This window comes from Mucilaginibacter sp. (assembly GCF_041088075.1).
Taxonomy (GTDB): domain Bacteria; phylum Bacteroidota; class Bacteroidia; order Sphingobacteriales; family Sphingobacteriaceae; genus Mucilaginibacter_A.
Map to the genome: position 1 here is coordinate 1 of NZ_JBGCVY010000045.1, position 26,133 is coordinate 26,133.

A 26,133-nucleotide genomic window follows, 5' to 3' on the forward strand; every position below is an offset into this window, starting at 1 on the left:
GATGTTTTGGATGAAGTGATCCCGCTTTTTCCTTCAAACTACATCCATATTGGCGGCGATGAATGCCCCAAAACGAAATGGAAAACCTGCCCGAAATGCCAAAAGCGCATCGCCGACGAACATCTAAAAGACGAGCAGCAACTGCAAACTTATTTTATGGCGCGCATCGAAAAATACCTGAAAAGCAAAAACAAAAAAATAATTGGCTGGGACGAGATTTTGGAAGGCGGCTTAACGCCCAATGCAACCGTGATGAGCTGGCGCGGCGAAGAAGGCGGGATTGCGGCGGCACATTTGCAGCATGAAGTGGTGATGACGCCCGAAAAATTTGTGTACCTGGATTATTACCAATCGCTAAATTCAAACGAACAAGTTGCGGCCGGAGGCTACACGCCTTTGAGCAAAGTTTATGGTTATGAACCTGTTCCGGCTGCTTTAAAACCGGAAGAAGCAAAATACATAAAAGGTGTGCAGGCCAACGTTTGGAGCGAATATTTAACCTCAGAACAAAAGGCTGAATACATGATCTTTCCGCGGGTTTTTGCTTTGGCAGAAATTGCCTGGAGCAGTAAAACCAACCGGAACCACGCTGATTTTTTAAACCGGCTGCGTTTGCAAAAACTGATGATCCAACAATTAAAAATCAACGCGGCGGAAGTTTTTGATGAGATCACAGATTCGGTTTCGGTACAAAAAAACAACGTTTTGGTTAGTTTGAAAAGCACCATGCCAAACGCCGAGATCCGCTACACCACAAACGGAAAAACACCCGATAAAAACAGTATGCTTTATCAAAACCCGGTTTCCATTTCCAAACCCGGAACGTTAAAAGCAGCTTTGTTTACCGAAGGAAATTTGAACGGGCGCATTTTTGAACAAAATTTCAACATCAGCAAAGCAACCGGCCAAAAAGTAAGTTTGAAGAATTCCCCGCAGGGAAATTTTAACCCCGGCAACAACAACGTTTTGGTAAATGGTTTAAGCGGAAGCAACCGCTACAACGACAACCAGTGGTGCGGTTTTACGGGAGAAGATTTGGAAGCGGTAATTGACCTGGGTTCTGTGCAGCAAATTTCAGAAATCGGCACCCATATTTTAAAATACCACTGGCAAAAAATGTGGGAGCCCAAGCTATTGACTTTTGAAATTTCTGCCGATGGTGTTACCTTTCGCGAAGTTTACCGCCAGCAAAATTTTCCGGCCAACGGCATCAATTCAATTCATGCTGTTTTTATCCCGGTAAAAGCGCGCTACATCAAAATTAAAGCGGAAAATAAAGGCGTTATCCCGCCGGGGGAATATGGCGCAGGCGGAAAAGCCTGGCTTTTAACAGATGAATTTACGGTAAATTAATTTTGGGCAAATGACTTTTTTGATCATTATTGGCTGTATTGCAGGTTTAATTTTGCTTATCAGCGTAGCCAAAGTACATCCGTTTTTGGCTTTTTTGCTGGTCTCGCTGGTAGCCGGTTTGTTGCTTGGCCTTCCGTTGGATAAAATTGCAGGCTCGATAGAAAAAGGCATCGGCGATATTTTATCCTCGCTGGTGATCCTAATTACATTGGGCGCGATGTTTGGAAAACTCGTAGCTGTAAGCGGTGCCGCGCAACGCATTGCCGCCGTAATTGTAAACGCGGCCGGCAAAAAAAACATCCAATGGGCGATGATGACGATTGGTTTTATCATCGGCATCTCACTTTTTTACGGAATTGGTTTTGTGCTGATGGTGCCGCTTATTTTCTCGGTGGTTTACAAATACAAATTACCAGCAGTGGCCATCGGTTTGCCCATGTTGGCCGCGCTTTCGGTAACGCATGGTTTTTTGCCGCCGCACCCTTCGCCCTCGGCTTTGGTTACGCAGTTTCATGCCAATATGGGCCTGACTTTATTTTATGGGATGATCCTGGCCATTCCCGCTATCATTATTGCTGGCCCGGTTTTCTCAAGCACTTTAAAAAACATGCCATCGCAGCCTTTGAAAGCTTTTGTGGCCGATGAGCTGCCTGAAGACCAACTGCCCAGCTCATTCAACAGCTTTTTCACGGCCGTTTTGCCGGTTTTGTTGCTGATGGGAACGACGGTTGCTGCTTTTGCTTTTCCGGTTGGTACGCGTTGGCATCCGTTGATTGCTTTATTGGCGGCGCCTTCCATCGTGCTGATTATCTCCATTACTTACGCCACCTTTTCGCTTGGTATTTTTCAGGGCAAAAGCATGCCGCAAGTGATGGGTTTTTATGTTGATGCCGTAAAAGATATTGCTTCTATCCTGCTTATTATTGCCGGTTCGGGCGCACTAAAACAGGTTTTGACCGATACCGGTGTGAACAACCAGTTTGCCTCACTTTTACAAAACCTGCACATGCAGCCGCTGATTTTAGGTTGGCTGATTGCCGCCATCATCCGCGTTTGCGTAGGTTCGGCAACGGTTGCCGGACTGACTACCGTTGGCATTATTTTACCCATCATGGCTGCATCGCACACCAACCCAAACCTGATGGTACTTGCCGTTGGTGCCGGAAGCCTGGCTTTTTCGCACGTCAACGATTCGGGTTTTTGGCTTTTTAAAGAATACTTCAACCTCAGCGTAAAAAACACGTTTTTGTCCTGGTCGGTCATGGAATCCATTGTGGCTTTCGTAGGTTTGGCGGGCGTATTAATCCTCAATTCAATTTTATAACGATAAAAACAGCATGGAAAATTTAACCGCAGACCAGCGTTTCGAACAATTAGGTTTATCACTTCCGCCGGCGCCAAAACCGTTGGGCGTGTACAAACCTTATTTGATAGACGGAAAATACCTGTACCTCTCCGGCCACGGCCCGGTCCGCAATGATAAAAGTTTGATTATTGGCCGCATCGGCGATGACATTTCGCAGGATGAAGGCAAGTTGGCTGCGCGACAAGTTGGCTTAACAATTCTATCCACCATCAAAACCAATTTGGGCAGTTTGGCTAAAGTGAAACGCGTGATCAAAGTTTTAGGCATGGTCAATTGCACGCCCGATTTTGAAAAACACCCTTTCATCATCAATGGTTGCAGCGAATTGTTTGTACAAATTTGGGGCGAAGAAAATGGCATTGGAACACGCAGCGCAGTTGGATTTGGTTCATTGCCGGACAATATTCCGGTAGAAATTGAAGCTTTGATGGAGTTATGGTAAGTTCTATTTGAAATTTTTACTGGTAAAAGAAGCATCAAACCTTGGTGATAATTTTAGTAAATTTGAGATATGGAAAAGCTGATCATCAACGTACCGGAGAGAAAAATTGCTTTGGTAAAAGAATTGTTAAAGGAATTGGGCGTAACTATTGAACAGGAAAAAATGGACATGGAAGCGTATCGAAAAGATTTAGCTCAAGTTTCTACTTGGAGTGAGGAAGATTTGAAAGTTTTTGAAGAAAACACACGGCATTTCGATAGTATAAACCCTCCAAAATGGTAGTTGATACAAGTATTGTTATTGAATATATAAGAACTAAAGACAAGTTTTCAACAACTCTTTACAAATTAACTGAACAGGAAATAATTTTTATTTCTGCCGTTTCTATATATGAACTTTATATTGGTGCAAATTCAAAAGATAAGCAAAATGATGTACGTTTAAGTACAAGAAAATTAATTGTTCTTCCTTTTACTTATTCAATTTCAATCCTGGCAGCTCAGATATTTCTTCAACTAAAAGCCAAAAATCAACTTATAGAGTTTAGGGATATATTTATTGGGGCTACTTGCATTAAGCACGATTTACCTATTAAAACTTTAAACAAAAAGCACTTTGAGCGGATCGAAGGATTGGAAATTGCTTGATATTTTATCCGTTGACACCAATTTTTATCCGATAAAAGAAGCATGCAAACCAAACCTTGGTATTGGATAGATAATACCGAAAGCTTAAACACGCCAGCCCTGGCAATTTATCCGGATCGCGTAAAACACAATATTGATTTGTTGATTGGTTCGATCAGTGAAGTTGCCCGGCTTCGCCCACATGTAAAAACCTGCAAAGCCATCGAACCCGTTTTGCTGATGTTGGAAAGCGGCATCACCAAATTCAAATGCGCTACCATTGCCGAGGCAGAAATGCTGGCGATGGCAAAAGCGCCGGATGTGTTGCTGGCTTACCCAATTGTTGGCGCTTCGGTTGACCGTTTTTTGGAACTGATCAAGACTTTTCCCGAAACCGCTTTTTCGTGTTTGGTGGATGATCCGACTTCGGCACAAATTTTAAACGATGCGGCTTTCGGCCAAAACCTTAAAATCCCGGTTTATATAGATTTGAACATCGGCATGAACCGGACCGGCATCAACCCAAATAAAGCCGTTGATTTATATAATTTTTGTGCGATAAAAGAAGCATTAACGCCGATGGGTCTGCATGCTTATGACGGGCATATCCATGCTGCTGATTTTGAAACCCGGAGGCAACAATGGCATGCTTCTTTTATGCAGGTAAAATTGGTGAAACAGGAATTGATGGCAAAAGGCTTTGCTTCGCCAAAAATCATCGCCGGAGGCACGCCAACTTTTCCGTTTTATGCTGAGGAACCCGATGTAGAATGCAGTCCGGGCACATTTATTTATTGGGACGAAGGCTACCGACAGCACTTTACCGAACAGCTTTTTTTACCGGCCGCGCTGCTGGTTGCGCGTGTGGTTTCTTTGCCAGATCAAACAAAAATCTGTATGGATCTGGGGCATAAATCCATGGCATCCGAAAGCAGCCTTGATAAACGTGTCCGTTTTTTAAATGCACCTGATCTTAAATTAATCAGCCACAGCGAAGAACATTTGGTGGCCAATGCCGGTGAAAACCACCATTTTAAAATTGGCGATGTGCTGTATGGTTTGCCTTGGCACATTTGCCCAACCGTTGCTTTGCATCAATCTGCCACAACCGTAGAAAACCATCAAATAACCGGAAGCTGGGAAACCATCGCCCGAAACCGAAAAATTACCTTATAAAAACAGTATGCTGATTGTTGATGCCCACCTCGACCTGAGTATGAACGCACTGGAATGGAACCGCGATCTGACCCAACCGCTTGCCGAAATTAATGCACGCGAAAATGGCCTGACCGATAAACCAGACCGTGGCAAAGCCGTAGTCTCTCTGCCCGAACTGCGCCGCGGAAACGTTGGTTTGGTGGTGGCCACGCAAATTGCACGTTATGTTGCGCCTGACAACCCGCTTCCCGGCTGGCATTCGCCGGATCAGGCCTGGGCGCAAACGCAAGGCCAGTTGGCCTGGTACAAAGCGATGGAACAGGCCGGGGAAATGGTGCAGATTAACAACCTGCAATCCTTACAAAAACATTTAGATTTATGGGTAGATGAAACGCCTTCTGAAAAAAAACCAATCGGTTATATTTTAAGTTTGGAAGGCGCGGATTCTATCCTTTCCATGCAGCATTTAGATCAAGCTTACGAAGACGGTTTGCGTGCGGTTGGCCCTGCCCACTACGGCCCGGGCCGTTACGCGCAAGGAACGGATGCCACCGGTTTTATGGGTTCGAAAGGCCACGAACTGCTGCGCCACATGGAAAAACTGAACATCATTTTAGATGCCACTCATTTATGCGATGACAGTTTTTGGGAAGCTTTGAACCATTTTAACGGCGCGGTTTGGGCCAGCCATAACAATTGCCGCGCGTTGGTTAACCACAACCGGCAGTACAGCGACGAGCAGATCAAAGCCTTGATTGAGCGCGGTGCCGTAATTGGCGGCGCTATGGATGCCTGGATGCTGATCCCGAATTGGGAACGCGGCAAATCCGACCCGAAAAACAGCAACTGCAATTTGGATACCGTAATTGATCACATTGACCATATTTGCCAACTGGCCGGCAATTGTTTGCATGTCGGCATCGGTTCTGATCTCGATGGCGCTTTTGGTAGAGAGCAATGCCCGTACGATTTGGAAACCATTGCCGATCTGCAAAAGCTGGACGGTTTATTGGCCTTGCGCGGCTATTCATCAACTGATATCGAAAATATTTTGCACGGCAATTGGATACGCTTTTTAAAGAATACCTGGAAATAGGGATGCTTCTTTTACCTGCATAAAATTGGTGTAACAATATGAAATAGACAAGTTCACGTTATAAGATTATGAAGCAATTTCTATTTACCATCTTCGAAATCCCTGATTGTTAAGTTGTAGTTTCGGGAAACCAAAGTCAATACTTAATTTAAAAAAACAATATGGAAAACGAACTAAGACCTATTTGGAATAGAATTTTTCAATTCAATTGGAAGTTTGGACTTTTCCTAATTTTAATAGTTTGTATCCCTCGCTTTCTTTTGGTTTTACACGCAAATGCAACTGGAAACTACGGTTATATAGGATTGATAATGTTTATTTCTGCTATTGCACCTTTTGTTTTCTTAAATAAATATGGACAAAAACAAATAGGAATAACAAAACCTAAACACTATAAATGGCTTTTAATTGCTTTTATTTTAGGGCTAATTGTAAGTTTTATACTTTACTTTTTGGGTCATGTATTATACGCAAACTCGTATGAAAATTGGTATAAATATATTGGAAAGTCTTACAATATTCCTATCGGAATAAATAAAAGCGACAAAGCTGTTTTGTTCTCAATAATGGCATTAACAGGAATGATATTTAGCCCAATCGGCGAAGAATTATTTTTTCGGGGAATTGTACATTCAAGTTTTGCGAAATCAATAGGTGAGAAAAAGGCATCAATAGTTGATAGTTCGGCATTTGCATTAACCCATATTTCGCATTTTGGATTGGTCTATATCAATAAACGTTGGGATTTCTTTACCACACCAACTATTTTTTGGGTTTCAATTATGTTTTTGGTGAGTATTTTGTTTTATAAATCAAAACAAAAATCTGGTTCTATTTCTGGTTCTATTTTAGGCGCAATCATTTGCCACTCTGCATTTAACTTAGGTATGATCTATTGTATATTTTACTTAATCTAACTTAACTTCTTTTAAATTTATAAAAACAAAAGGAAGTGCAAATTAAAACTTCCTTACCAACTTTTACCCGATAAAAGAAGCATACATTATTCCTTTTGTTTTTGGCAAATACTACCCCAACTTACCCAAGCAAAAAGATCTTCCAAAAAACACACCTTCCCCAAAAACCAATTTTCTTTAGGAAACAGCAACCAATCTACTCGTGCTTCGGTAAACATAGACATTAAAAATATGCCTTCTGGCAAACCTTCCGGCAGAATCGGCATTCACCAATTTGGTATAAACAGCCTTGGGCACATCAAAATATTCGTAAGTATTGCCATCTGCAAAGTTAACGGTAAGCACTTGGGACTTGTACCCGAAATCCAAAATCCCTGAACTTGTGGTAATGGTATAATCGGCAAGCGTTTGGTTGAGGGTTTCGGGGGCAATGCTGACTAAAAAGTGGTAAGCTTCGATAATGCCTTTGCTTTTTTCTTCTGCTGCCAGCTTTTCTTCGTTATTGTCTGCAAACTTGTCCGGGTGCCAAGTTTTCATAAGGTTCCGGTAAACGGTTTTCAATTCCTGTAAGTCGGCCTCGTTATTTACGCCAAAGAGTTTCCTGTAATCAACAATTTTTTTCATCGCATCAATTTATTTTTTATTCTCGTTGGAAGGAATGATAAAGAAATCCTTTCCAAGAAAATAATTTTGCAAAAGTACATCTTCTACACAAGAAAAAATATCTGAATTGATTTATAGTTGTTGGTACAAGTTTGGAATAGGCCGAATTTTCAAATCCAGTTTTGTGAGCTAAAGGTTTCTAATCCTGTTTTTGAAAAATCAATCCTGCAAAACCATCTCAATTTTTACCCGATAAAAGAAGCATCGCCATTAAAAAACCGGCCAGCTTTCATTATGTTCCAGTACACTTTTTTCTGGGTGACGTTTTTATTTTGGCAAACATAGAACCGGCTTATCAAAGTATGAAAAGGGTTGTGCTGAAAAAGACATCTCCCAAAAGTACCCAACGGGTTTTGCTGTTTCGTTTGCTGCCGCAGCTTTCATTTTCCAAAGCAGTGTTTATCTTAGCAAAATGATCGGACGTTTTTAGCGAAACACAAACGGTCAACCTAACTTAAACAATCATTCCCAAACGTATGGCTTCTTCGCGCAAAGCAGCACTCGGTTTTATTTTTGTAACCCTGCTCATTGATGTTACGGGCTTCGGCATTATCATCCCGGTGATGCCCAAACTCATCAGCGAACTCATCCATGGCAACTTGAGCCAGGCTTCGGCCATTGGTGGCTGGCTTACTTTTGCTTATGCCATTATGCAGTTTTTGTTTGCGCCTGTGCTGGGCAATTTGAGCGACCGTTATGGCAGAAGGCCGGTCCTCCTCTTTTCGCTTTTAGGTTTCGGGATAGATTATATTTTCCTGGCCTTTGCGCCCAGCATCGGTTGGCTGTTTGTGGGAAGGACGATTGCAGGCATTACCGGTGCCAGTTTTACCACCGCTTCGGCTTACATTGCGGATATCAGTACGCCTGAAAACCGCGCGCAAAATTTCGGGATGATTGGCGCTGCTTTTGGTTTGGGTTTTATCATCGGCCCGGTTTTGGGCGGATTGCTGGGCCAGTACGGTTCGCGCGTTCCGTTTATGGCCGCGGCCGGTTTGAGTTTGCTGAATGCTTTGTACGGCTTTTTTGTGCTGCCCGAATCGCTTTCCAAAGAAAACCGACGTGCTTTCAACATCAAACGTGCCAATCCGGTTGGCGCTTTGCTGCAACTTAAAAAATATCCGGCCATCAGCGGGTTGGTGATTTCCCTCATCCTGCTTTATACGGCTAACAACGGGATGCAAAGCACCTGGAGCTATTACGGCATGGAAAAACTGAGCTGGAACGAAGCCATGGTGGGCTATTCGCTGGGTTTTGTTGGGTTGATGACTGCGCTGGTACAAACCGTTGTCATCCGCTGGGCAATCCCCAAACTCGGTTCCGAAAAAAGTTTATACACCGGCTTTTTGTTCTACAGCGCGGGTTTGTTCCTGTTTGCTTTTGCCGCCAACTCCTGGCAAATGTTTGCCTTTATCGTCCCGTATTCTTTAGGTGGAATTGCCGGCCCGGCCTTGCAAAGCATCATGTCGGGCTTTGTGCCGCCCAACGAGCAAGGCGAACTGCAAGGCGCCCTCACCAGTTTAATGAGCGCCACCACCATTTTTGCGCCGGTATTGATGACCAGCCTGTTTGCTTTTTTTACCAGTACCAATTCGCCCTTCCTGTTTCCGGGCGCACCTTTTTTCCTGGGCGCGGTTTTAGTTTTGGTGAGTACGGGGCTGGCTTATCGGAGCATGAAAAGGGTAGCGGTGAGGAAGGAAGGGTGAGTTAATTGCTGTTAGTGAAATTACTAATAAACTCAAGTTGTTAGTTGTACAATGATTTTATTGAGCGTAAATGAAAAGATGAATAGGGTAATTTTCAGCAGCAGCTCTTACGGGTTACGGTATGAAGTTCCCTAAGGAATAGCCCTTTGATCTCACTAAGCGTTGTTTTTACCCTTTTACGTATATATTCTTTAATAAAGGCAACGTTCACGCTATCTTTTCTTTTTGCACTTGATTTCCGGTGTACTTTTAAAACGATCTGGCCATATTCCCATAAATTATCTTCGATCTCATAATTCGTATAAGCAAAATCTGTAAACACTTCCCATTTTCAACAAATCATCTACAAAACAAAATATTCCTATAATTTTATCTTTGGTAAACATCCTTTAGTTGTGGTAAACAAAAGTTCTTACTTTTGATGACAGAAAAGATGGCAAATGTTAAGCACGAAAAAAAGTAGTAATTTTCCGTTCCATGCTCCAACTCATCCAAACCGCCGACGGTTCCAACACCATTTTTAATACAGAAGTTGGCGAAAACTACCATTCCAAACACGGTGCTTTGCAGGAAAGCCGGCATGTATTTTTAAAATCCGGCCTGCAATATTTTTTATCGGTAAAAGAAGCATCACAAGTTACCATTTTGGAAGTTGGTTTAGGAACCGGTTTAAACTTTTTCCTTTCTGCTGATTTTTGTATACAGCAGCAGATCAAATTGGATTATGTTGGGATTGAAGCTTTTCCGCTGGATACAGAAATGATTAGGCAAACGGGTTATGATCAATACATCAGCAAAGATTTGTGGGATAATTTCCAGGGCATGTACCCTTCTACCATCAACCACAAAGTAAAAATTAATGAATATTGCGAGCTGGAACTGGTGCACCGGGAATTGCTCGACTTTGAATCGCCGCAATTATTTGATGTGGTTTATTTTGATGCTTTTGCTGCCGTCCATCAACCCGAAATGTGGGGCGAAGAAGCGATTGCGCATATCGTTTCCTTTTTAAAACCAAGTGGCGTTTTTGTAACTTATGCCATCACCGGAAACTTAAAAAGGCAGTTAAAAGCCTTGGGTTTTACGGTAGAAAAAGCGCCGGGCGCACCGGGCAAACGCGAAATGCTGCGGGCAACAAAGCTTTGATGCTTCTTTTATCACACAAAAGTCAATCTATCTGCTTCTTGATCTAAGTTAATTGTTACAACACACAATTAATTTAAGTTTGTTGAAACAATCAAAACATTAGAAAACAAAACACCATGAGCTTGATAGAAGATTTGAACTGGCGCTACGCCACCAAAAGAATGAACGGACAAAAAGTTCCGCAAGAAAAAGTTGATTATATTTTAAATGCGATCCGTTTGGCGCCCACGTCTTTCGGCTTGCAGCCTTTTACTGTTTTGGTAATCGAAAGTGAAGAGTTGCGCAAAAAAATCCAACCAGTTGCCTATAATCAGCCGCAAATATTTGAAGCTTCGCATTTGTTGGTTTTTGCTGCTTGGACAGACGTAACCGAACAGCAAATTGATGCTTACATGGCTGATGTTGCCCAGGAACGAGGTATTGATGTAGCAAATTTAGCGGGCTTTAAAAATTCAATCGCCGGCATGGCAGAACGTTTAACCCCGGAACAAAGGTCAAATTGGGCTGCAAGGCAAGCTTATATTGCTTTTGGCATTGGCCTGGCTGCCGCTGCCGAACAGAAAGTGGATGCCACACCGATGGAAGGTTTTGACCCGGTTGGCTTGGATGAGGTGTTAGGGTTAAAAGAAAAAGGTTTGCATGCGGTAACTATTATGCCTTTGGGTTATCGTGATGAAGCGAACGACCAACTGGCTCACGCTAAAAAAGTACGACGTGCCAAAGAGCAGTTGTTTATCCAATTATAAGCGGTAAAAACAGTATCAACATAAAAAATCCCGACAGGAAAATTTTCTGTCGGGATTTTTTGTTGCAAATCATCTTTCCAACTTCCCAAACTTCTGGTCTTCACGGACTTTCGGTCTTTCCGACTTCCTGACTTTCCCAACTTCCTCCTAAAAACCTTAATTTTGCCTTTTTAAATTGAACTATGGCTTTACCAATTCCGGCGGCGGCGCAAAACCCAGCTGCTGCTTTCGAGCGTTTATTGACGGTTTTGAAAGATTTGCGCAACAATTGTCCGTGGGACAAAAAGCAAACGATGCAAACCCTGCGGCACCTTACCATCGAAGAAACTTACGAACTGGCGGATGCAATTTTGGAAAATGATTTGCCCGAAGTGAAAAAAGAACTGGGCGACGTGATGATGCACTTGGTTTTTTATGCAGAAATTGCTTCGGAAACCGGCGATTTTACGATTGTGGATGTATTGAACGGCATTTGCGAAAAGCTGATCCACCGCCACCCGCATATTTACAGCGATGTTGTGGTTGAAAACGAGCAAGATGTAAAACGCAACTGGGAACAATTGAAGCTGAAAGAAGGCAACAAATCGGTTTTGGGCGGCGTTCCGGCTTCGCTTCCCGCTTTGGTTAAAGCGGCGCGGATTCAGGAAAAAGCGCGCGGCGTTGGTTTTGATTGGGAAGATAAAAGCCAGGTTTGGGAAAAGGTGGAAGAAGAACTGCAGGAGTTTAAAGACGAGTTTTCGGGCGAAAACATTAACCCCGAAAAAGCCGAAGACGAGTTTGGCGACTTGTTGTTTTCCTTGATCAACTACGCGCGTTTCATCAACATCAACCCTGAAAACGCCTTGGAAAAAACGAACAAAAAGTTCATCAAACGCTTTCAATACCTCGAACAAAAAGCCAAAGAAAACGGCCGACAATTACAGGATATGACATTGGCGGAGATGGATATTTATTGGAACGAGGCGAAAAAGGTTTAGGTTGATACTGTTTTTATCGGCATAAAATTCGGGTAAAACATTTAATTTTATCAAAAACAAAACTCATGTCAACGCTTATTATTCACCCACAGTCCAAAGAACAAGAAAGCCTTTTTGAGCAATTGGCCAAAGCTTTAAATGTCCCGTTTGAAAAATCTAATGAACGTCCATACGACCCGGGATTTATAAAAAAAATAGAACAAGGCCGAGAAGATGTTAAAAATGGATTAGGCAGAAAGATTACGTTGCAAGAATTGGATAACTTATGGAAATAGCTCAATTTAAAATAGCATAAAGCTTTTTTAAATTCTGGCTCATGCTTAAAAAACTACTCTTCTTTACTCTTTTTATCACCCTAAATTCCCCCGCTTTTTCGCAGCATAAAAAAAAGCATAATACTTTCCAATTATTTTCCACCAACCGGAAGCTGAGTACACCATGAGCCGCAAAAGTTTGGTTTTGGTACGGCAGCATTTCATCAGGCAATTGTATTTGCGCAGGCAAACGAAGCCAAAACACAGCGTACCAGTTCTTCATTTGAGAACTTTATATATTTGCTTATTGAATTTTAAGTGAAAAGAATAATTGCAAAAAGAACTTTGCGCGAGTTTTGGGAAAAGCATACGGTTGATTGTAAAGTTTAATTATGAAAAGCAATGGGCATTTATACGGTTTGTTGGAACACATATGGAATATGATCAAATTAACGCGGATACAATTTAAAGCAAAATGACATTAAAACCGATAAAAACAGAAAACGATTACAACGATGCTTTGGCAAGGCTTGAAGTAATTTTTGATTCAGCACCAGATTCTAAAGAAGGAGATGAAGCGGAAATATTGTCGCTTTTAATCGAAAATTACGAAAACCAGTATTATCCAATTACCGCGCCTGATCCTATTGAAGCGATAAAAATACGGATGGAAGAAATGAACCTGAAGCAGAAAGATTTGGTTGGCGTAATCGGTGGCAAAAGCCGGGTTTCAGAAATTTTAAATAAAAAGAAAAAATTAAATGTTGATATGATCCGGGAACTGGAACGGATTTTAAAAATATCAGCTTCAGTTTTAGTGAATAATTATCAATTAACAAAATAACAACGCTGCTATTTTGCTTATGAAAAACCGAAAGATAATAACATTTCAATTGGCGGCTGAATCGAAACTTAAGCCTGGGAGCAAGTGCTGGATTCGATAAAAAAACAATGAGATACTTCTTTTACCGGCAAAAAAACATGGAAGCTTTACTGGCGGCGGTTTGCTGTTTTCTCGTCGTGCTGCTTTTTACAAAGTACAGCGGCATTGGCGTTTCGCCGGATTCTGTGGTTTACACCTCCGTTGCCCGTAACTTAAATTCAGGTTTGGGCATGTTGGAGTTCGGAAGAAAACCTTTGATCGAGTTCCCGGTCGGTTTTCCTATTTTTCTGGCCATCATCCAATTTTTTTCGCGCCTTGATCCAATCGTAACTGCGCCTTACGTTACCGCCAGCCTTTTTGCCGCTGTTGTTTTTTGCACCAGTTTTTATGTTGATACTTTCGGTTTTAGGTCGGTTTGGTACAAATATATTGTGCTGATTACCATTGTTCTAAGTCCGTCTTTGCTCGAAATTTACACCAAACTCTGGTCAGAAACGCTGTTTATTTTATTGGTGATGCTGTTTTTGTTAACTTGGAAAAAGTATGTGCAATTGCATCGGCAAAAATGGCTGATGGTTTGTGCTTTAATTGCTGCCGTTTCCTGCATTACGCGTTATGCCGGCATTACTTTGGTTTTAACCGGAAGTTTGCTTTTGGTTTTTGATCTCAAACTTGTACTCCGTCAAAAAATCAAACATTTTCTCATTTTCAATTGCATCAGTGTTTCGTTATTGGCGGCAAATTTGTTCCGAAATGCTTTGCTTGGCAACAATTTAACTGGCAACCGGCAAAAAAGCATCGTTTCTTTGATGGAAATCCTGCATCATTTCGGTGCAACGCTAAGTTCCTGGCTCACCGTTCCCGATAATTTGGTTGACCGGTATGCTTCTTTTACCAGCATATTTTTCTTGTCGGGTTTTGTGTTGTTGTTTTGCTGGCGGTTTTTCCGCTCCGGTTTCCGCAAATCCGAAAATATTGCGGTTGGTTTTTTTCTCGTTTATACTTCTTTTATCATCATTTCTTCGGCCATTACGCGTTACGAAACCATTAACAACCGTTTACTGGCACCGGCTTTTATCCCGTTTTTGCTGGGCGCAAGCAGTTGGCTTTTCGGGTTTTTTCATCGGCACAAAAACCAAAAGCTGCGTTATGTAAACGTGCTGTTTTTACTGGCCTTTTTGTTTTTGCCTTGGCGGGAATACAAAACGGACGACGAGCGTTACTACGCCGAAAACGAATACGGCGTTCCGGGCTACACCGATGATTCCTGGAACAACTCGCCTTTTGCCGGTTTTTTGCGCAAACACCAATCGGTTTTCAAACCTAATTTGCCCGTTTATTCCAACTCCAGCGATGGCTTTTATTTTTTCAGCGGCCTGCCTTGCCAGTTGTTGCCCAACCATCATTACCCTTGGCAAGCCAAAGATTTTGCGCAAATACAAACGGGCTATTTGGTTTGGTTTGATGCGAAAAATGAAGTTGATTTGCTCAGCATAAAAGAAATCTCAGCTTTAAAAAATTTAAAATTGCTGTACAAATTGCCGGATGGAAAAGTGTATTTGTTTACAAAACGCACTGAAAAATAGCAGGTAAAAGAAGCATTTATTCAAAATTGCATTGTCGATTTTTATAAAAAATTTACTGCTTCTTTTATACCGCTCAATTTTTATATTTGCACACCGCTACGTTTTAGCCGGAAAAAACAACATGAAAAAATATTTCATTCAACTGCATCACCACCATCATTCTACCCAAGTTTGATCCTGTTTTGCACGAAATATTAATTCTTTTTTTGTTATCCAACCCAAAATCCTTTGAAACCACTTAAAATAGCGATCCAAAAATCCGGTCGCCTCAACGAAAAATCGGTTGAACTGTTAAAAAACTGTGGCTTATCTTTTGAAAACTATAAAAGCTCTTTAATTTCCCCGGTTTCCAATTTCCCGCTGGAAATTTTGTTTTTGCGCGATGATGACATCCCGGAGTACGTGCAGGACGGCATTGCTGATTTGGGCATTGTCGGCGAAAACGTAATCCTCGAAACCGAAGTAAAAGTGAGTTACCTGCAACGTTTAGGTTTTGGAAAATGCACGCTAAAAATAGCATTGCCAAACGGCAGCGAAGTAGAAGAACTGAGCCAGTTGGAAGGAAAATCAATTGCCACCTCCTATCCGGTTATCTTAGAAAAATTCCTGAAAGAAAATAAAATCCAGGCTGATATCCGCACCATTTCCGGTTCGGTGGAGATAAGTCCGGGTTTGGGTTTAAGCGATGCCATTTTCGATATTGTTTCTACCGGAGGAACCTTAAAAAGCAATGGGTTGAAAGCTTTTGCCGATGTGATTTCTTCGGAAGCGGTTATGATCGGGCGAAAAGGCGAAGAAAACAACGAACATGTGCAGGAACTGATCCAACGTATCCAATCCGTTTTGCGCGCCAAAGAAACCAAATATGTGGTTTTAAATGTGCCGCAACATTGCCTCGACCAGATCCTGAAATTGCTGCCCGGAGTAAAAAGCCCGAGCGTGGTTCCGTTGGCCGAAAGCGGTTGGGTTGCGGTGCATACCGTTATCCCTGAACGCGATTTTTGGAACAAAATCAGCGAACTGAAAGCGGCAGGCGCACAAGGGATTGTGGTGATGCCGATCGAAAAAATTATTTTGTAATACTGTTTTTACCGGTCAAAAATTGGTGGTTAATGTTAAAGGTTTATAATTACAACGAACTTTCGGAAGCTGAACTGGAGCAGTTAACGCAACGCAACACGGATTCTGGCAACGAAATCCGCGAAACGGTGGAGCAGATTTTGGCCAACGTAAAACAAAACGGCGACCAGGCTTTGCGCGATTATGCTTTGGCTTTTGATAAAGTAACTTTAAACGAGTTGTTTACCGGTGAAGCTGAAATTGCCGAACTGGCCGGACAAGTTTCGGACACCCAAAAAGAGGCGATAAAAACAGCATACCAAAATATTTTTAAGTTCCACCAAACCCAAATCCATCCCGAAGAAAAAGTAGAAACCATGCCCGGCGTAACCTGCTGGCGCGAATTGCGGCCGATTGAAAAAGTTGGTTTGTACATCCCCGGCGGCACGGCAGTATTGCCGAGCACTTTTTTGATGCTGGGCATTCCGGCGAAAATTGCAGGTTGTAAAGAAATCGTGGTTTGTTCGCCGCCGCAAAAAGATGGCAAGATCAATCCGTACATCGCTTTTGTTGCGCAATTGTTGAGCATCAAAAAAGTGTTTTTGGTTGGCGGCGCGCAGGCGGTGGCAGCTATGGCTTACGGAACGGAAAGCATCCCGAAAGTGGATAAGATTTTTGGCCCGGGAAACCAATATGTTACTAAGGCAAAAACTATCGTTCAATCTACAACCGTTACGGCCATTGATATGCCGGCCGGTCCTTCAGAAGTTTTGATTATTGCGGATGAAACGGCCAATCCGGTTTTTGTTGCTGCGGATTTACTCGCGCAGGCAGAACACGGAATTGATAGCCAATCAGTTCTGGTTTCTACTTCAAAAAAACTAATTGAGGAAACGATTGTGGAATTGGAAAAGCAGTTACCCGTTTTACCGCGAGCCGAAATCACCAAAAAAGCCATCACAAATTCGTATGCTGTTTTTACCGATACTTTTTCAGTGGCGATGGATTTCAGTAACCGATACGCGCCGGAACATTTGATACTTGCAACAGATAATTGGCAGCAAATTACCGATCAAATCATCAACGCCGGTTCTGTTTTCCTCGGAAATTTAACGCCCGAAAGTGCCGGTGATTATGCTTCGGGAACCAATCATACCTTGCCAACCAGTGCTTATGCACGGGCTTATTCCGGTGTTTCGGTGGATTCTTTTGTGAAGAAGATTACGTTTCAACATATAACAGAAACCGGTATTCAAAACATCGGAAAAACGGTAGAAATTTTAGCGGAACTGGAAGGTTTGCAGGCTCATAAAAACGCGGTAACGGTACGGTTGTAGAGACGTTGCATGCAACGTCTCTTTGCGGCAAACAAGAAGACGTTGCGTGCAACGTCTCTAAATAAAAAAACAAAAAACATGGATTTCAATCTCCAAAACCTCCTTCGGGAAAATATCAAAAACCTAACGCCGTACTCTTCTGCGCGCGATGAATTTCAGGGCGAAGCCAGCGTTTATTTGGATGCCAATGAAAATGCGTACGGTTCTCCGCTTCCGGAAAACTTTAACCGTTATCCGGATCCGCTTCAATCAGACGTCAAACAAAAAATTACGTCCATAAAAGGAGTACCGCCGCGCAATATTTTTCTGGGGAACGGCAGCGATGAAGCGATTGATATTCTGTTCAGAAGCTTTTGTCGGCCGGGAATTGATAACGTGATTCTCGTTCCGCCAACTTACGGCATGTACCAAGTTTCGGCTAATATCAATGATGTTGCTGTAAAAAACGTCCCGCTTACAGCTGAATATCAGTTGAATATGGAAGGCATCGCGGAAGCTATTGACGCAAACACGAAACTGATTTTTGTCTGTTCGCCCAATAACCCGACCGGAAATTCGATTAACCGCGAAGATGTGGAAACGCTGCTGGCCAATTTTAACGGTTTGGTGGTGGTGGATGAAGCCTACATCAACTACAGTCGGCAAAAAAGTTTTATCCAGGAACTGACCGAATACGGCAATTTGGTGGTTTTGCAAACGCTTTCAAAAGCCTGGGGATTAGCAGGTTTACGCATCGGGATGGCTTTTGCTTCTGAAGAAATTATTGAAGTTTTTAACCGTGTAAAACCGCCATATAATATCAACCAGGCTTCGCAAAAATTAGCTTTGGAAGCTTTGGATAATTTGGAACAAGTAAATCAATGGATCAAGGAAACGCTGCTGGAACGCGATAAATTGGTTTTGGGCCTGAAAAATCTGAATTTCGTGCAAGATATTTTTCCTTCGGATGCTAATTTTATACTGGTAAAAACAGTATCGCCAAAAGCCATTTATCGGTTTTTGGTGGAGAAAGGAATCATCGTCCGCGACCGTTCTAAAGTGGAACTGTGCGAAGGCTGTTTGCGGATTACGATTGGAACGCCAACAGAAAACAAACAACTTTTAAACACCTTGAATTTATTTCAGGCATGAAAAAACTCTTATTTATTGACCGCGACGGAACGTTGATTACCGAGCCGAAAGACGAACAAATTGATTCATTTGATAAGCTGGAGTTTTATCCGCACATGTTGCAATATCTTCCAAAAATTGCAAAAGAACTGGATTTTGAACTGGTGATGGTGAGCAATCAGGATGGTTTAGGAACGACCGTTTATCCGGAAAATACGTTTTGGCCGGTTCAAAACTTCATCATTCATACTTTAAAAAACGAAGGCGTTGAATTTTCTGATATGGTGATTGACCGTACTTTTGCAAAAGACAACGCGCCAACACGCAAACCGGGAACAGCTTTGCTGACCAAATACTTTAATGCCGAAAAATATGATCTGAAAAATTCTTATGTGATTGGAGATCGTTTAAATGATGTTGTTCTCGCCAAAAACTTAGGCGCAAAAGCCATTTGGTTAAACAACCATACAAATTTAGGCGGAAGCGAATTTTCAAACCAAAACCCGGAAGAATTAAAACCGGTGATTGCTTTGGAAACGGCGGAATGGGAAAAGGTTTATGAGTTTTTAAAGTTGGGCGAACGGAAGATTGAACACCGGCGGTCAACCAAGGAAACCGATATTTTGATCAAACTAAACCTGGACGGAAAAGGCGAAGCGAAGGTTTCAACTGGCCTGCATTTTTTTGACCATATGCTCGATCAAATTGCAAAACACGGCAGTATTGACCTTGAAATTGAAGCAAAAGGCGATTTACATATTGATGAACACCACACCATTGAAGATACCGGAATTGCCCTGGGCGAAGCTTTTGCACAAGTTTTAGGCGATAAAAAAGGCATTGGCCGTTACGGTTTTTTATTGCCGATGGACGATTGCCTGGCGCAAGTTGCCTTGGATTTTGGCGGCCGGAACTGGATAGTTTGGGATGCTTCTTTTACCAGGGAAAAAATCGGGGAAATGCCGACGGAGATGTTTTTTCACTTTTTCAAATCCTTTTCGGATGCGGCAAAATGCAACTTAAACATCAAGGCCGAGGGCGAAAACGAGCATCATAAAATTGAATCCATTTTCAAAGCGTTTGCAAAAGCGATAAAAATGGCGGTAAAACGTGATGTCAACAACATGGTTTTGCCAAGTACAAAGGGAGTTTTGTAGGTGTGAGGTAAGAGGTTCTGAGCCAAGCGTTCACCTCAAATCCCTTACCTAATACCTCGTACCTGATACCTCTTACCTCTTACCTCTTACCTAAAAAACAATGATTGGAATTATACAATATGGCGCGGGCAACATTTTTTCGTTAACGGCTGCGCTGGATCGGTTGGGGATTGCCTACGGGATGATTGAAAAAGAAAGCGATTTTGGGCAATACGACCGTTATATTATTCCCGGTGTTGGCCATGCCGGTGCGGCAATGTTAAAACTGGAAAGTACAGGTTTGGTTCCAACCATCCGACAACTGACTAAACCCGTTTTAGGAATTTGTGTGGGGATGCAATTGATTACCGCTTTTTCCGAAGAAGGAAACGCAGATTTGCTCAATATTATTCCCGTAAAAACACTGCGTTTTAAAGAAGCCGAAAGTTTAAAAGTGCCGCACACCGGCTGGAACCAGGTGCATCCGAAAGAAACGGAAGACTTGTTCAAAAACATTGCCGCCGATGCCTATTTTTACTTTGTACATTCTTATTTTATTGAGTACAATAATTTATATACTTTAGCATCAACGCAATACGGTGTTCGGTTTTCGGCTGCTATCCGTAAAGATAATTTCTTTGGTGTACAATTTCATCCTGAAAAATCCGGTACTGCCGGCGAAACTTTATTAAAAAACTTTGCCAACCTTTAATGCTAAAAAACAAGATGTATATTATTCCCGCCATTGATATTTTGGACAAAAAGGTTGTCCGCTTGCGTGAAGGCGACTATCAACAGGTAACCAATTACGACGTTACGCTGGAGGAAATGATCGAAAGATACCAGGCCAACGGAACCGATTTTATCCATATCATTGATTTGAACGGTGCCAAAGGTGATTTCAGCAACCAGGAATATTTGGCTGAAATTATTCAAAAAACGGCGATGAAAGTGCAGTACGGCGGCGGTGTGCGCAGCATTGAAAAAGTAAAAGATTTAATCGGTGCAGGCATTCATCGGGTGATTGTTGGAACGCAGGCCATTACCAATCCAACTTTTCTGGATGAACTGAGTACTTCTTTTATCGGCAAAAATAACCTGACCGATCATGTTGTAATTGCGATTGATGTGTTGGATGAAGTGATTAAATATTCCGGCTGGATGGAAAGTTCGCCTGTAAAATTGATGGATTACATAGATCGTTGTTTGGAGTTGGGCTTCTTCCGTTTTCTGTGTACCGACATTAATAAAGACGGAAAATTAGGCGGTGCAGGAGTAGAACTTTATGCCAAACTGTTGGACCATTCTCCGTTTATTAAACTCATTGCTTCCGGCGGCGTTAGTTCGATGGCAGACATCGAAAAGTTGAGTGAAATCAACGTAGAATCCTGCGTGGTTGGTAAAGCCATTTATGAGAACCATATTTCTGTTGAGGAAATCAAGGCGTGGAATTTAAAGGCGATGGCGAGTTTGTGAGGCCCTCATTTTGAGGGTTTGTTAAACAAATAATTCCTGTTTAATAATGAAAGTTTATACAGATACATCAACAATTGGAGGTTGTTTTGATGTAGAATTTAAAGAATGGTCTGTTGCTTTGTTTGAAGAATTTAAGTCAGGTATAAAGCTCATTATGTTATCTGATTTAACATTACAAGAACTTGAACTTGCTCGGCAGGAAGTACGGAGAAAAATACTGGAAATTCCTGCCAACAATCAAATAACAATAGGTATAACAGATGAGGCAATTAACCTTGCTGAAACTTACATCGAAAAAGGTGCATTGACAAATAAGAGCTATAACTATGCTTTGCATATTGCATTGGCCACTTTAAACAGTGCTGATGTTTTGGCAAGTTGGAACTTTAAACATATTGTTAATCTTAGTCGGATTAAACTTTACAACTCAATCAATTTACAACTTGGTTACAATCTAATTGAAATCAGGACACCGAGAGAAATTTTAAATTTATAATTATGGAAAAGGATAAAAAATTTGATGCGGTGTTGATGATGAGGGAAATCCGTGAAAATTTAAGTGAGAAATACTGGAAGCACCCGGATATTTTGAAAAAAGAAATGCAAGCCATCAGAGAAAAATACAAGTTAAAACTTACGGAAACAGTAACAAACAAAAGCATTTGAAAACCCAAAAACAGTTTTGGAAGAACAAAATACAACTACCAACCCCAATATTAAAAACTTGGGGAATTTAGCGAAAAGAATTATTCCCTGCCTCGACGTAAAAGACGGCCGAACCGTAAAAGGAGTAAACTTTGTAGATTTGCGCGATGCCGGCGACCCGGTGGAACTGGCCTGGCAATATTCGCAGCAAGGCGCGGATGAATTGGTTTTTCTGGATATTACCGCTACGCACGAACGCCGCAAAACGATGGTGGAACTGGTAAAAGCCGTTGCCCGAAATGTGAATATTCCGTTTACCATTGGCGGTGGCATCAACGAAATTGCGGATGCGGATATTTTGCTCAATTCGGGTGCGGATAAAATTTCGATCAATTCCGCAGCGGTTCGAAATCCACAACTAATTGATCAACTGGCCAAAGCTTTTGGTGTTCAATTTGTGGTGGTTGCAGTGGATACACGTCGCGTTGGCCATCAAAACCTGGTGCATTTAAACGGCGGAAGGATTGCCACCGAACACGAAACTTTTGCATGGATAAAAGAAGCAGAAGGCCGTGGCGCAGGCGAAATCCTGTTGACATCAATGGATCACGACGGGACAAAAGCGGGTTTCGATTGTGAGTTTCTCAAACAAATTAATGACCAGATTAGCATTCCGTTGATTGCTTCGGGCGGAGCCGGAAACCAGCAGCATTTTGTGGATGTTTTTAAAGAGGCCGGAGTGGATGCTGCCTTGGCGGCTTCTGTTTTTCATTATGGCGAGATTTTAATTCCGGAGTTGAAGCAGACTTTGAAGCAAAATAACATTGAAGTAAGAATCTGACCAAAAACTTGATGCTTCTTATACAGCATAAAATTATATATGAATTTCGATAAAAACACAGGTCTCCTTCCCGTCATCATACAAGACCACCAAACTTTGGAAGTGCTGATGCTGGGCTACATGAACCAGGAAGCGTTTGATAAAACACAGGCCGAAAAAATAGTTACTTTCTTTTCGCGCTCTAAAAATCGCTTGTGGACCAAAGGCGAAACGAGCAACAATTTTTTGCATGTAAAAGAAGTATTTTTGGATTGCGACCAGGACACCATTTTAATCAAAGCCAAAGCCGACGGGCCAACCTGCCACACCGGTTCGCGCAGTTGTTTTGCGACAAATCATAACCAGAACTTTATTTTCGAACTGGAAAATATCATCCGTGATCGTTACGAAAACCCGCAGGAAGGTTCTTACATCAACAAAATGCGCAAGAAAGGTTTGAACAAAATTGCGCAGAAAGTTGGCGAAGAAGGCGTAGAAACCGTCATCGCCGCTTTGGTCGAAACCGAATTTGACCTGGTAAACGAAGCATCGGATCTGGTATTCCATTTGTTGTTTTTACTTCGTGAGAAAAATCTCAGTCTGGAAAAAATTGCTAAGAATTTGGAAAGTAGGCATAAGTAAGATGCAAGTCGAAAAAACAGCAGAACTTTCCGGCCATAACAACCCGATTTTTACAGTTGCTTTTTCGCAAAAGCCAGGCATTATTTTTACGGCCGGGAATGATAAAGGCGTGGTAGAATGGAGTGTGAAAACCAATGCTTTTATCAAAGTAATGTTTCCGGTGGTTACTTCGGTTTACGCTTTGCATTGTCCGGCTGGTTTTCCGTTGTTGTTTGCCGGTTTGCGTAACGGCGATGTTTTGGTTTTTGATTTTGTAAAGCAGCAATTATTGCCAACCCTAAAACATCACCAAAAACCAATTTTTGATATTCAATCCGTTCCGCACAAAAAAGAATTGCTGGTGGCAAGCGAAGATGGTTCAGTTTCGGTTTGGAATATGGAAACGTTGAACTTGGTGCATACCATTCCGGTTTCTTCGGATACCGTTCGTTGCATCAGTGTTTCCACCCAAAACAAACAAGTTGCTTTTGGTTGCCGCGATAACAGTATCCGGGTTTATGATCTGGAAGATTATACACAAATAAGGACTTTAAGCGGACACACTTTGCCGGTTTTTTCTGTTGCTTATGCGCCTTTTGGCCAGTATTTGGTTTCCGGTTCGCGCGATGCACAATTGAAAATTTGGGATTGTAAAACTTTCGAACCCATCAAAAATATTCCCGCACATTTATTTGCTATAAATTCAATCGCTTTTCATCCAACCGAACCTTATTTTGCTACGGCCAGTATGGACAAAAGTATCAAAATCTGGGGTTCGGATGATTTTAAACTGTACAAAATCATCAGCAGGGAAAAAGGCTTTGCCACGCACCGTTTGTCTATCAATAAAATTACCTGGAACGCGGATGGCAGCAAATTGGTTTCGGTTAGTGATGATAAATTGGCAATAGTTTGGGGTTTTAGTTTTTAAAACCTGCTGGTTCGAAACCAAATTTTCTTTCCGGTTAAATTCCTTCAAATTAAATGTTTATAATATAAACAATCCACTTGTTCGTGCTGTTATGGAAACAATTAATGATCTTACTGCACAATTTAAAAAAGAAGAAACGATGAAAAAGTTAAATGTATTATTCTTAGCCGGAGCCACTGCTTTTGCTATGCAAGCTTGCAACAGTTCTACCAAAACCAACAGTACTGAAGTTGCCAAGGATTCTAATTCCGCAAAAGACACTTCCGGCATGATGTCATCAAAAGACACTACGGCAAAAACTGCTGGCGGTGTAATGAAGGTGGACAAAGACGATGCCGATTTTGCAGTGGAAGCAGCAAACGGCGGTATGGCAGAAGTTGCTTTGGGCCAATTGGCGCAGCAAAAAGGCATGAGCCAGGATGTGAAAGATTTCGGTGCCAAAATGGTTACCGACCATACCAAAGCAAATAACAACTTGATGGCAGTGGCCAAAGAAAAAAACATCACTTTACCTGCAACCGTGGGTAAAGACGAACAAAAAATAATGGATGACCTGAGCAAAAAAACAGGTAAAGATTTTGACAAAGCTTACGTAAAAGCAATGGTTGAAGACCACGATAAAGACGTAAAAATGTTTGAAAAAGAATCAAAAGACGGTAAAGATGCTGCAGTGAAATCTTTCGCTACCACTACTTTGCCTGTGTTGAAAATGCACCAAAGCATGATCAAAGCCATTGACCAGAAAATGAAGTAATACTGTTTTTACCGGTATAAAAATGGAACATCATTGATTTGGTGTTCCATTTTTTTTGCTGATTTTTTAGTGCTAAAAGAAGCGTTTGATGATGCGCAAATGGTGCGTATATTTTTTTTGTTCTGCCGAATAAATTCCCTGGTTGTCAATCCGGTCAATCTTTACATTTCCCGAAGCATGGATAATCTGTTCGTTGTTTAGCATCATTCCGACATGCACAATCCGGCCTTCTTCGTTGTCAAAAAAAGCCAGGTCGCCGGGCAAAGTGCTTTGTAAAAAATCTACTGCTTTGCCTTGTTCGGCTTGTTGCCAGGCATCGCGTTTTAACTGGATGCCTTGCTGCCGGTAAACCACTTGGGCAAAACCGGAGCAATCAATTCCAAAATGCGTACGGCCGCCCCACAAATACGGCGTGTTTAAATAAGAATAAGCGTAATTTATGATACTGTTTTTACCAGGTAAAAATTGGTGAAGCAATTCAAAAGTTGTGTTGCCGATTGAAAATTGATTTTGTTCAACACCCGCAATCCTGCTTCCCGCAGGTAAATAAAGCAAAGAACCGTCTGCAATTTTACGGACAATGGTAACTGGCTCGGTTGTAAGCTGAAAAGGTTTTTCCTGGTTTTGCTGATAAGTTTCGGCATTCAAAAAAACACTTTGTATCGCTTGTATCCAACCTAAATATTCATCATTTTCCGTTTGGATTTGCAACCAATCGCCCTGCGTTTCCAGAACTTCAAAACCTTCGCCGAAAAGCAGTTGCGAAACTTGCTGTGCTTTGTGCATTGGCGCATCGCGAAGCGGGACAATGGCCAGATGAATGATACCGTATTGCATTTTTAGCTTATAAAAAAAGGGAACACAAAGATTGCATTCCCTTTCAAATTTCAACCCACAATAAAATTATTCTTCCATGTGCAGCCAAGATTTTTTGGCCAGCAGTTCTTCTTTGGTTTCGCGCACATCTTCATCGTCCACACAACAGTCAACAGGGCAAACGGCTGCGCATTGCGGCTCATCATGGAAACCTACACACTCGGTACATTTATCAGAAACAATGTAATAAACTTCGTCAGAAATTGCTGCGTTTGGTTCTTCCGCGTTCAGCGTAGAGCCATCGCCAAAATCAATAATCCCTTTTAAATTGGTCCCTTCCGAAAATTTCCAGGCGGCACCGGCATCATAAATGGCATTGTTTGGGCACTCCGGTTCGCAGGCACCGCAGTTTATACATTCGTCAGTAATTTTAATCGCCATAACCCTATCCTTAAAAAGCTAAATGATACATTTGCTTTGCAGCAACGTTTTGCAAAGATAACAAATTTTGC

At 41.9% G+C, this 26,133-nt stretch carries 32 protein-coding genes; 28 read left to right on the plus strand and 4 right to left on the minus strand.

Annotation, left to right across the window (positions count from 1 at the left end; all coding sequences use genetic code 11):
• From V5804_RS10815 to V5804_RS10850, 8 genes are all read left to right on the plus strand, one after another.
• A partial coding sequence (locus V5804_RS10815) for a family 20 glycosylhydrolase (RefSeq protein WP_369591400.1) occupies positions 1–1,353 on the plus strand: 1,353 nt, incomplete at its 5' end.
• 10 nt (positions 1,354–1,363) lie between these two features.
• Entirely contained in the window at positions 1,364–2,677 is a 1,314-nt protein-coding gene (locus tag V5804_RS10820; RefSeq protein ID WP_369591401.1) for a gluconate:H+ symporter, read from the plus strand.
• 13 nt (positions 2,678–2,690) lie between these two features.
• Entirely contained in the window at positions 2,691–3,161 is a 471-nt protein-coding gene (locus V5804_RS10825) for a RidA family protein (RefSeq protein WP_369591402.1), read from the plus strand.
• A 69-nt stretch (positions 3,162–3,230) separates the two neighbouring features.
• A complete protein-coding gene (locus V5804_RS10830) occupies positions 3,231–3,443 on the plus strand; it encodes a hypothetical protein (protein WP_369591403.1) in 213 nt (70 codons plus the stop codon).
• Positions 3,437–3,808 (plus strand): type II toxin-antitoxin system VapC family toxin, encoded by a 372-nt coding sequence (locus V5804_RS10835; RefSeq protein ID WP_369591404.1) that lies wholly within the window; start codon positions 3,437–3,439, stop codon positions 3,806–3,808. Before V5804_RS10830 ends, V5804_RS10835 begins: the two co-directional genes overlap by 7 nt.
• A gap of 42 nt (positions 3,809–3,850) precedes the next feature.
• Complete coding sequence (locus V5804_RS10840) at positions 3,851–4,963, plus strand: D-TA family PLP-dependent enzyme (protein WP_369591405.1); 1,113 nt, start codon at positions 3,851–3,853, stop codon at positions 4,961–4,963.
• Positions 4,964–4,970: 7 nt separating this feature from the next.
• Positions 4,971–6,041, plus strand: a complete 1,071-nt coding sequence (locus V5804_RS10845; protein ID WP_369591406.1) for a dipeptidase — start codon at positions 4,971–4,973, stop codon at positions 6,039–6,041.
• A gap of 161 nt (positions 6,042–6,202) precedes the next feature.
• A complete protein-coding gene (locus V5804_RS10850; RefSeq protein WP_369591407.1) occupies positions 6,203–6,958 on the plus strand; it encodes a lysostaphin resistance A-like protein in 756 nt (251 codons plus the stop codon).
• A gap of 177 nt (positions 6,959–7,135) precedes the next feature.
• On the opposite strand, the gene V5804_RS10855 is transcribed toward V5804_RS10850, so the two are convergent.
• Positions 7,136–7,582: a KTSC domain-containing protein gene (locus V5804_RS10855; protein WP_369591408.1), complete on the minus strand. Its 447-nt coding sequence runs from the start codon at positions 7,580–7,582 to the stop codon at positions 7,136–7,138.
• A gap of 515 nt (positions 7,583–8,097) precedes the next feature.
• Here V5804_RS10855 and V5804_RS10860 point away from each other — a divergent pair.
• From V5804_RS10860 to V5804_RS10880, 5 genes are all read left to right on the plus strand, one after another.
• Positions 8,098–9,324 (plus strand): TCR/Tet family MFS transporter, encoded by a 1,227-nt coding sequence (locus V5804_RS10860; RefSeq protein WP_369591409.1) that lies wholly within the window; start codon positions 8,098–8,100, stop codon positions 9,322–9,324.
• A 477-nt stretch (positions 9,325–9,801) separates the two neighbouring features.
• A complete protein-coding gene (gene mnmD, locus V5804_RS10865) occupies positions 9,802–10,470 on the plus strand; it encodes a tRNA (5-methylaminomethyl-2-thiouridine)(34)-methyltransferase MnmD (RefSeq protein WP_369591410.1) in 669 nt (222 codons plus the stop codon).
• A 116-nt stretch (positions 10,471–10,586) separates the two neighbouring features.
• Positions 10,587–11,216: an NAD(P)H-dependent oxidoreductase gene (locus tag V5804_RS10870; RefSeq protein ID WP_369591411.1), complete on the plus strand. Its 630-nt coding sequence runs from the start codon at positions 10,587–10,589 to the stop codon at positions 11,214–11,216.
• A gap of 182 nt (positions 11,217–11,398) precedes the next feature.
• Positions 11,399–12,193: a nucleoside triphosphate pyrophosphohydrolase gene (mazG, locus tag V5804_RS10875; protein WP_369591412.1), complete on the plus strand. Its 795-nt coding sequence runs from the start codon at positions 11,399–11,401 to the stop codon at positions 12,191–12,193.
• A gap of 65 nt (positions 12,194–12,258) precedes the next feature.
• The gene (locus tag V5804_RS10880; protein ID WP_369591413.1) at positions 12,259–12,468 is read left to right on the plus strand and encodes a DUF2683 family protein; all 210 of its coding nucleotides are present in this window, start codon (positions 12,259–12,261) and stop codon (positions 12,466–12,468) included.
• Between the two features lies 1 nt (position 12,469).
• Here V5804_RS10880 and V5804_RS10885 read toward each other — a convergent pair whose 3' ends face one another.
• Positions 12,470–12,730, minus strand: coding sequence for a hypothetical protein (locus V5804_RS10885; RefSeq protein ID WP_369591414.1), 261 nt, complete (start codon positions 12,728–12,730; stop codon positions 12,470–12,472).
• Positions 12,731–12,778: 48 nt separating this feature from the next.
• Between V5804_RS10885 and V5804_RS10890 the strand changes: the two genes are divergently transcribed.
• The 15 genes from V5804_RS10890 (at position 12,779) to V5804_RS10960 (ending at position 24,805) form a co-directional block, all read left to right on the plus strand.
• On the plus strand, positions 12,779–12,916 hold the full coding sequence (locus tag V5804_RS10890) for a type II toxin-antitoxin system HigB family toxin (protein ID WP_369591415.1): 138 nt from the start codon (positions 12,779–12,781) through the stop codon (positions 12,914–12,916).
• Positions 12,917–12,922: 6 nt separating this feature from the next.
• Positions 12,923–13,291, plus strand: a complete 369-nt coding sequence (locus tag V5804_RS10895) for a type II toxin-antitoxin system HigA family antitoxin (protein WP_369591416.1) — start codon at positions 12,923–12,925, stop codon at positions 13,289–13,291.
• A gap of 137 nt (positions 13,292–13,428) precedes the next feature.
• Entirely contained in the window at positions 13,429–14,916 is a 1,488-nt protein-coding gene (locus V5804_RS10900; RefSeq protein WP_369591417.1) for a hypothetical protein, read from the plus strand.
• A gap of 228 nt (positions 14,917–15,144) precedes the next feature.
• Positions 15,145–15,996, plus strand: a complete 852-nt coding sequence (gene hisG, locus V5804_RS10905; RefSeq protein ID WP_369591418.1) for an ATP phosphoribosyltransferase — start codon at positions 15,145–15,147, stop codon at positions 15,994–15,996.
• Positions 15,997–16,028: 32 nt separating this feature from the next.
• The gene (hisD, locus tag V5804_RS10910; RefSeq protein ID WP_369591419.1) at positions 16,029–17,312 is read left to right on the plus strand and encodes a histidinol dehydrogenase; all 1,284 of its coding nucleotides are present in this window, start codon (positions 16,029–16,031) and stop codon (positions 17,310–17,312) included.
• A 78-nt stretch (positions 17,313–17,390) separates the two neighbouring features.
• Positions 17,391–18,443, plus strand: a complete 1,053-nt coding sequence (gene hisC / locus V5804_RS10915; RefSeq protein ID WP_369591420.1) for a histidinol-phosphate transaminase — start codon at positions 17,391–17,393, stop codon at positions 18,441–18,443.
• Positions 18,440–19,579 carry a bifunctional histidinol-phosphatase/imidazoleglycerol-phosphate dehydratase HisB gene (gene hisB, locus V5804_RS10920; protein WP_369591421.1) on the plus strand — a complete coding sequence of 380 codons (1,140 nt, stop codon included), beginning with the start codon at positions 18,440–18,442 and terminating at the stop codon, positions 19,577–19,579. Before hisC ends, hisB begins: the two co-directional genes overlap by 4 nt.
• A gap of 100 nt (positions 19,580–19,679) precedes the next feature.
• Complete coding sequence (hisH, locus tag V5804_RS10925) at positions 19,680–20,270, plus strand: imidazole glycerol phosphate synthase subunit HisH (protein WP_369591422.1); 591 nt, start codon at positions 19,680–19,682, stop codon at positions 20,268–20,270.
• A gap of 14 nt (positions 20,271–20,284) precedes the next feature.
• Complete coding sequence (locus tag V5804_RS10930; protein WP_369591423.1) at positions 20,285–21,034, plus strand: HisA/HisF-related TIM barrel protein; 750 nt, start codon at positions 20,285–20,287, stop codon at positions 21,032–21,034.
• Between the two features lie 46 nt (positions 21,035–21,080).
• On the plus strand, positions 21,081–21,530 hold the full coding sequence (locus V5804_RS10935; RefSeq protein ID WP_369591424.1) for a PIN domain protein: 450 nt from the start codon (positions 21,081–21,083) through the stop codon (positions 21,528–21,530).
• A gap of 2 nt (positions 21,531–21,532) precedes the next feature.
• Positions 21,533–21,700: a hypothetical protein gene (locus tag V5804_RS10940; RefSeq protein ID WP_369591425.1), complete on the plus strand. Its 168-nt coding sequence runs from the start codon at positions 21,533–21,535 to the stop codon at positions 21,698–21,700.
• 16 nt (positions 21,701–21,716) lie between these two features.
• Positions 21,717–22,520: an imidazole glycerol phosphate synthase subunit HisF gene (hisF, locus tag V5804_RS10945; protein WP_369591426.1), complete on the plus strand. Its 804-nt coding sequence runs from the start codon at positions 21,717–21,719 to the stop codon at positions 22,518–22,520.
• Positions 22,521–22,559: 39 nt separating this feature from the next.
• Positions 22,560–23,141 (plus strand): bifunctional phosphoribosyl-AMP cyclohydrolase/phosphoribosyl-ATP diphosphatase HisIE, encoded by a 582-nt coding sequence (gene hisIE, locus V5804_RS10950; protein WP_369591427.1) that lies wholly within the window; start codon positions 22,560–22,562, stop codon positions 23,139–23,141.
• Between the two features lies 1 nt (position 23,142).
• On the plus strand, positions 23,143–24,051 hold the full coding sequence (locus tag V5804_RS10955; RefSeq protein ID WP_369591428.1) for a WD40 repeat domain-containing protein: 909 nt from the start codon (positions 23,143–23,145) through the stop codon (positions 24,049–24,051).
• Positions 24,052–24,190: 139 nt separating this feature from the next.
• Complete coding sequence (locus V5804_RS10960; RefSeq protein ID WP_369591429.1) at positions 24,191–24,805, plus strand: DUF4142 domain-containing protein; 615 nt, start codon at positions 24,191–24,193, stop codon at positions 24,803–24,805.
• A 72-nt stretch (positions 24,806–24,877) separates the two neighbouring features.
• On the opposite strand, the gene V5804_RS10965 is transcribed toward V5804_RS10960, so the two are convergent.
• Positions 24,878–25,642: an NlpC/P60 family protein gene (locus tag V5804_RS10965; RefSeq protein ID WP_369591430.1), complete on the minus strand. Its 765-nt coding sequence runs from the start codon at positions 25,640–25,642 to the stop codon at positions 24,878–24,880.
• Between the two features lie 66 nt (positions 25,643–25,708).
• Entirely contained in the window at positions 25,709–26,062 is a 354-nt protein-coding gene (locus V5804_RS10970; protein ID WP_299287296.1) for a 4Fe-4S dicluster domain-containing protein, read from the minus strand.
• Between the last annotated feature and the right edge of the window lie 71 nt (positions 26,063–26,133).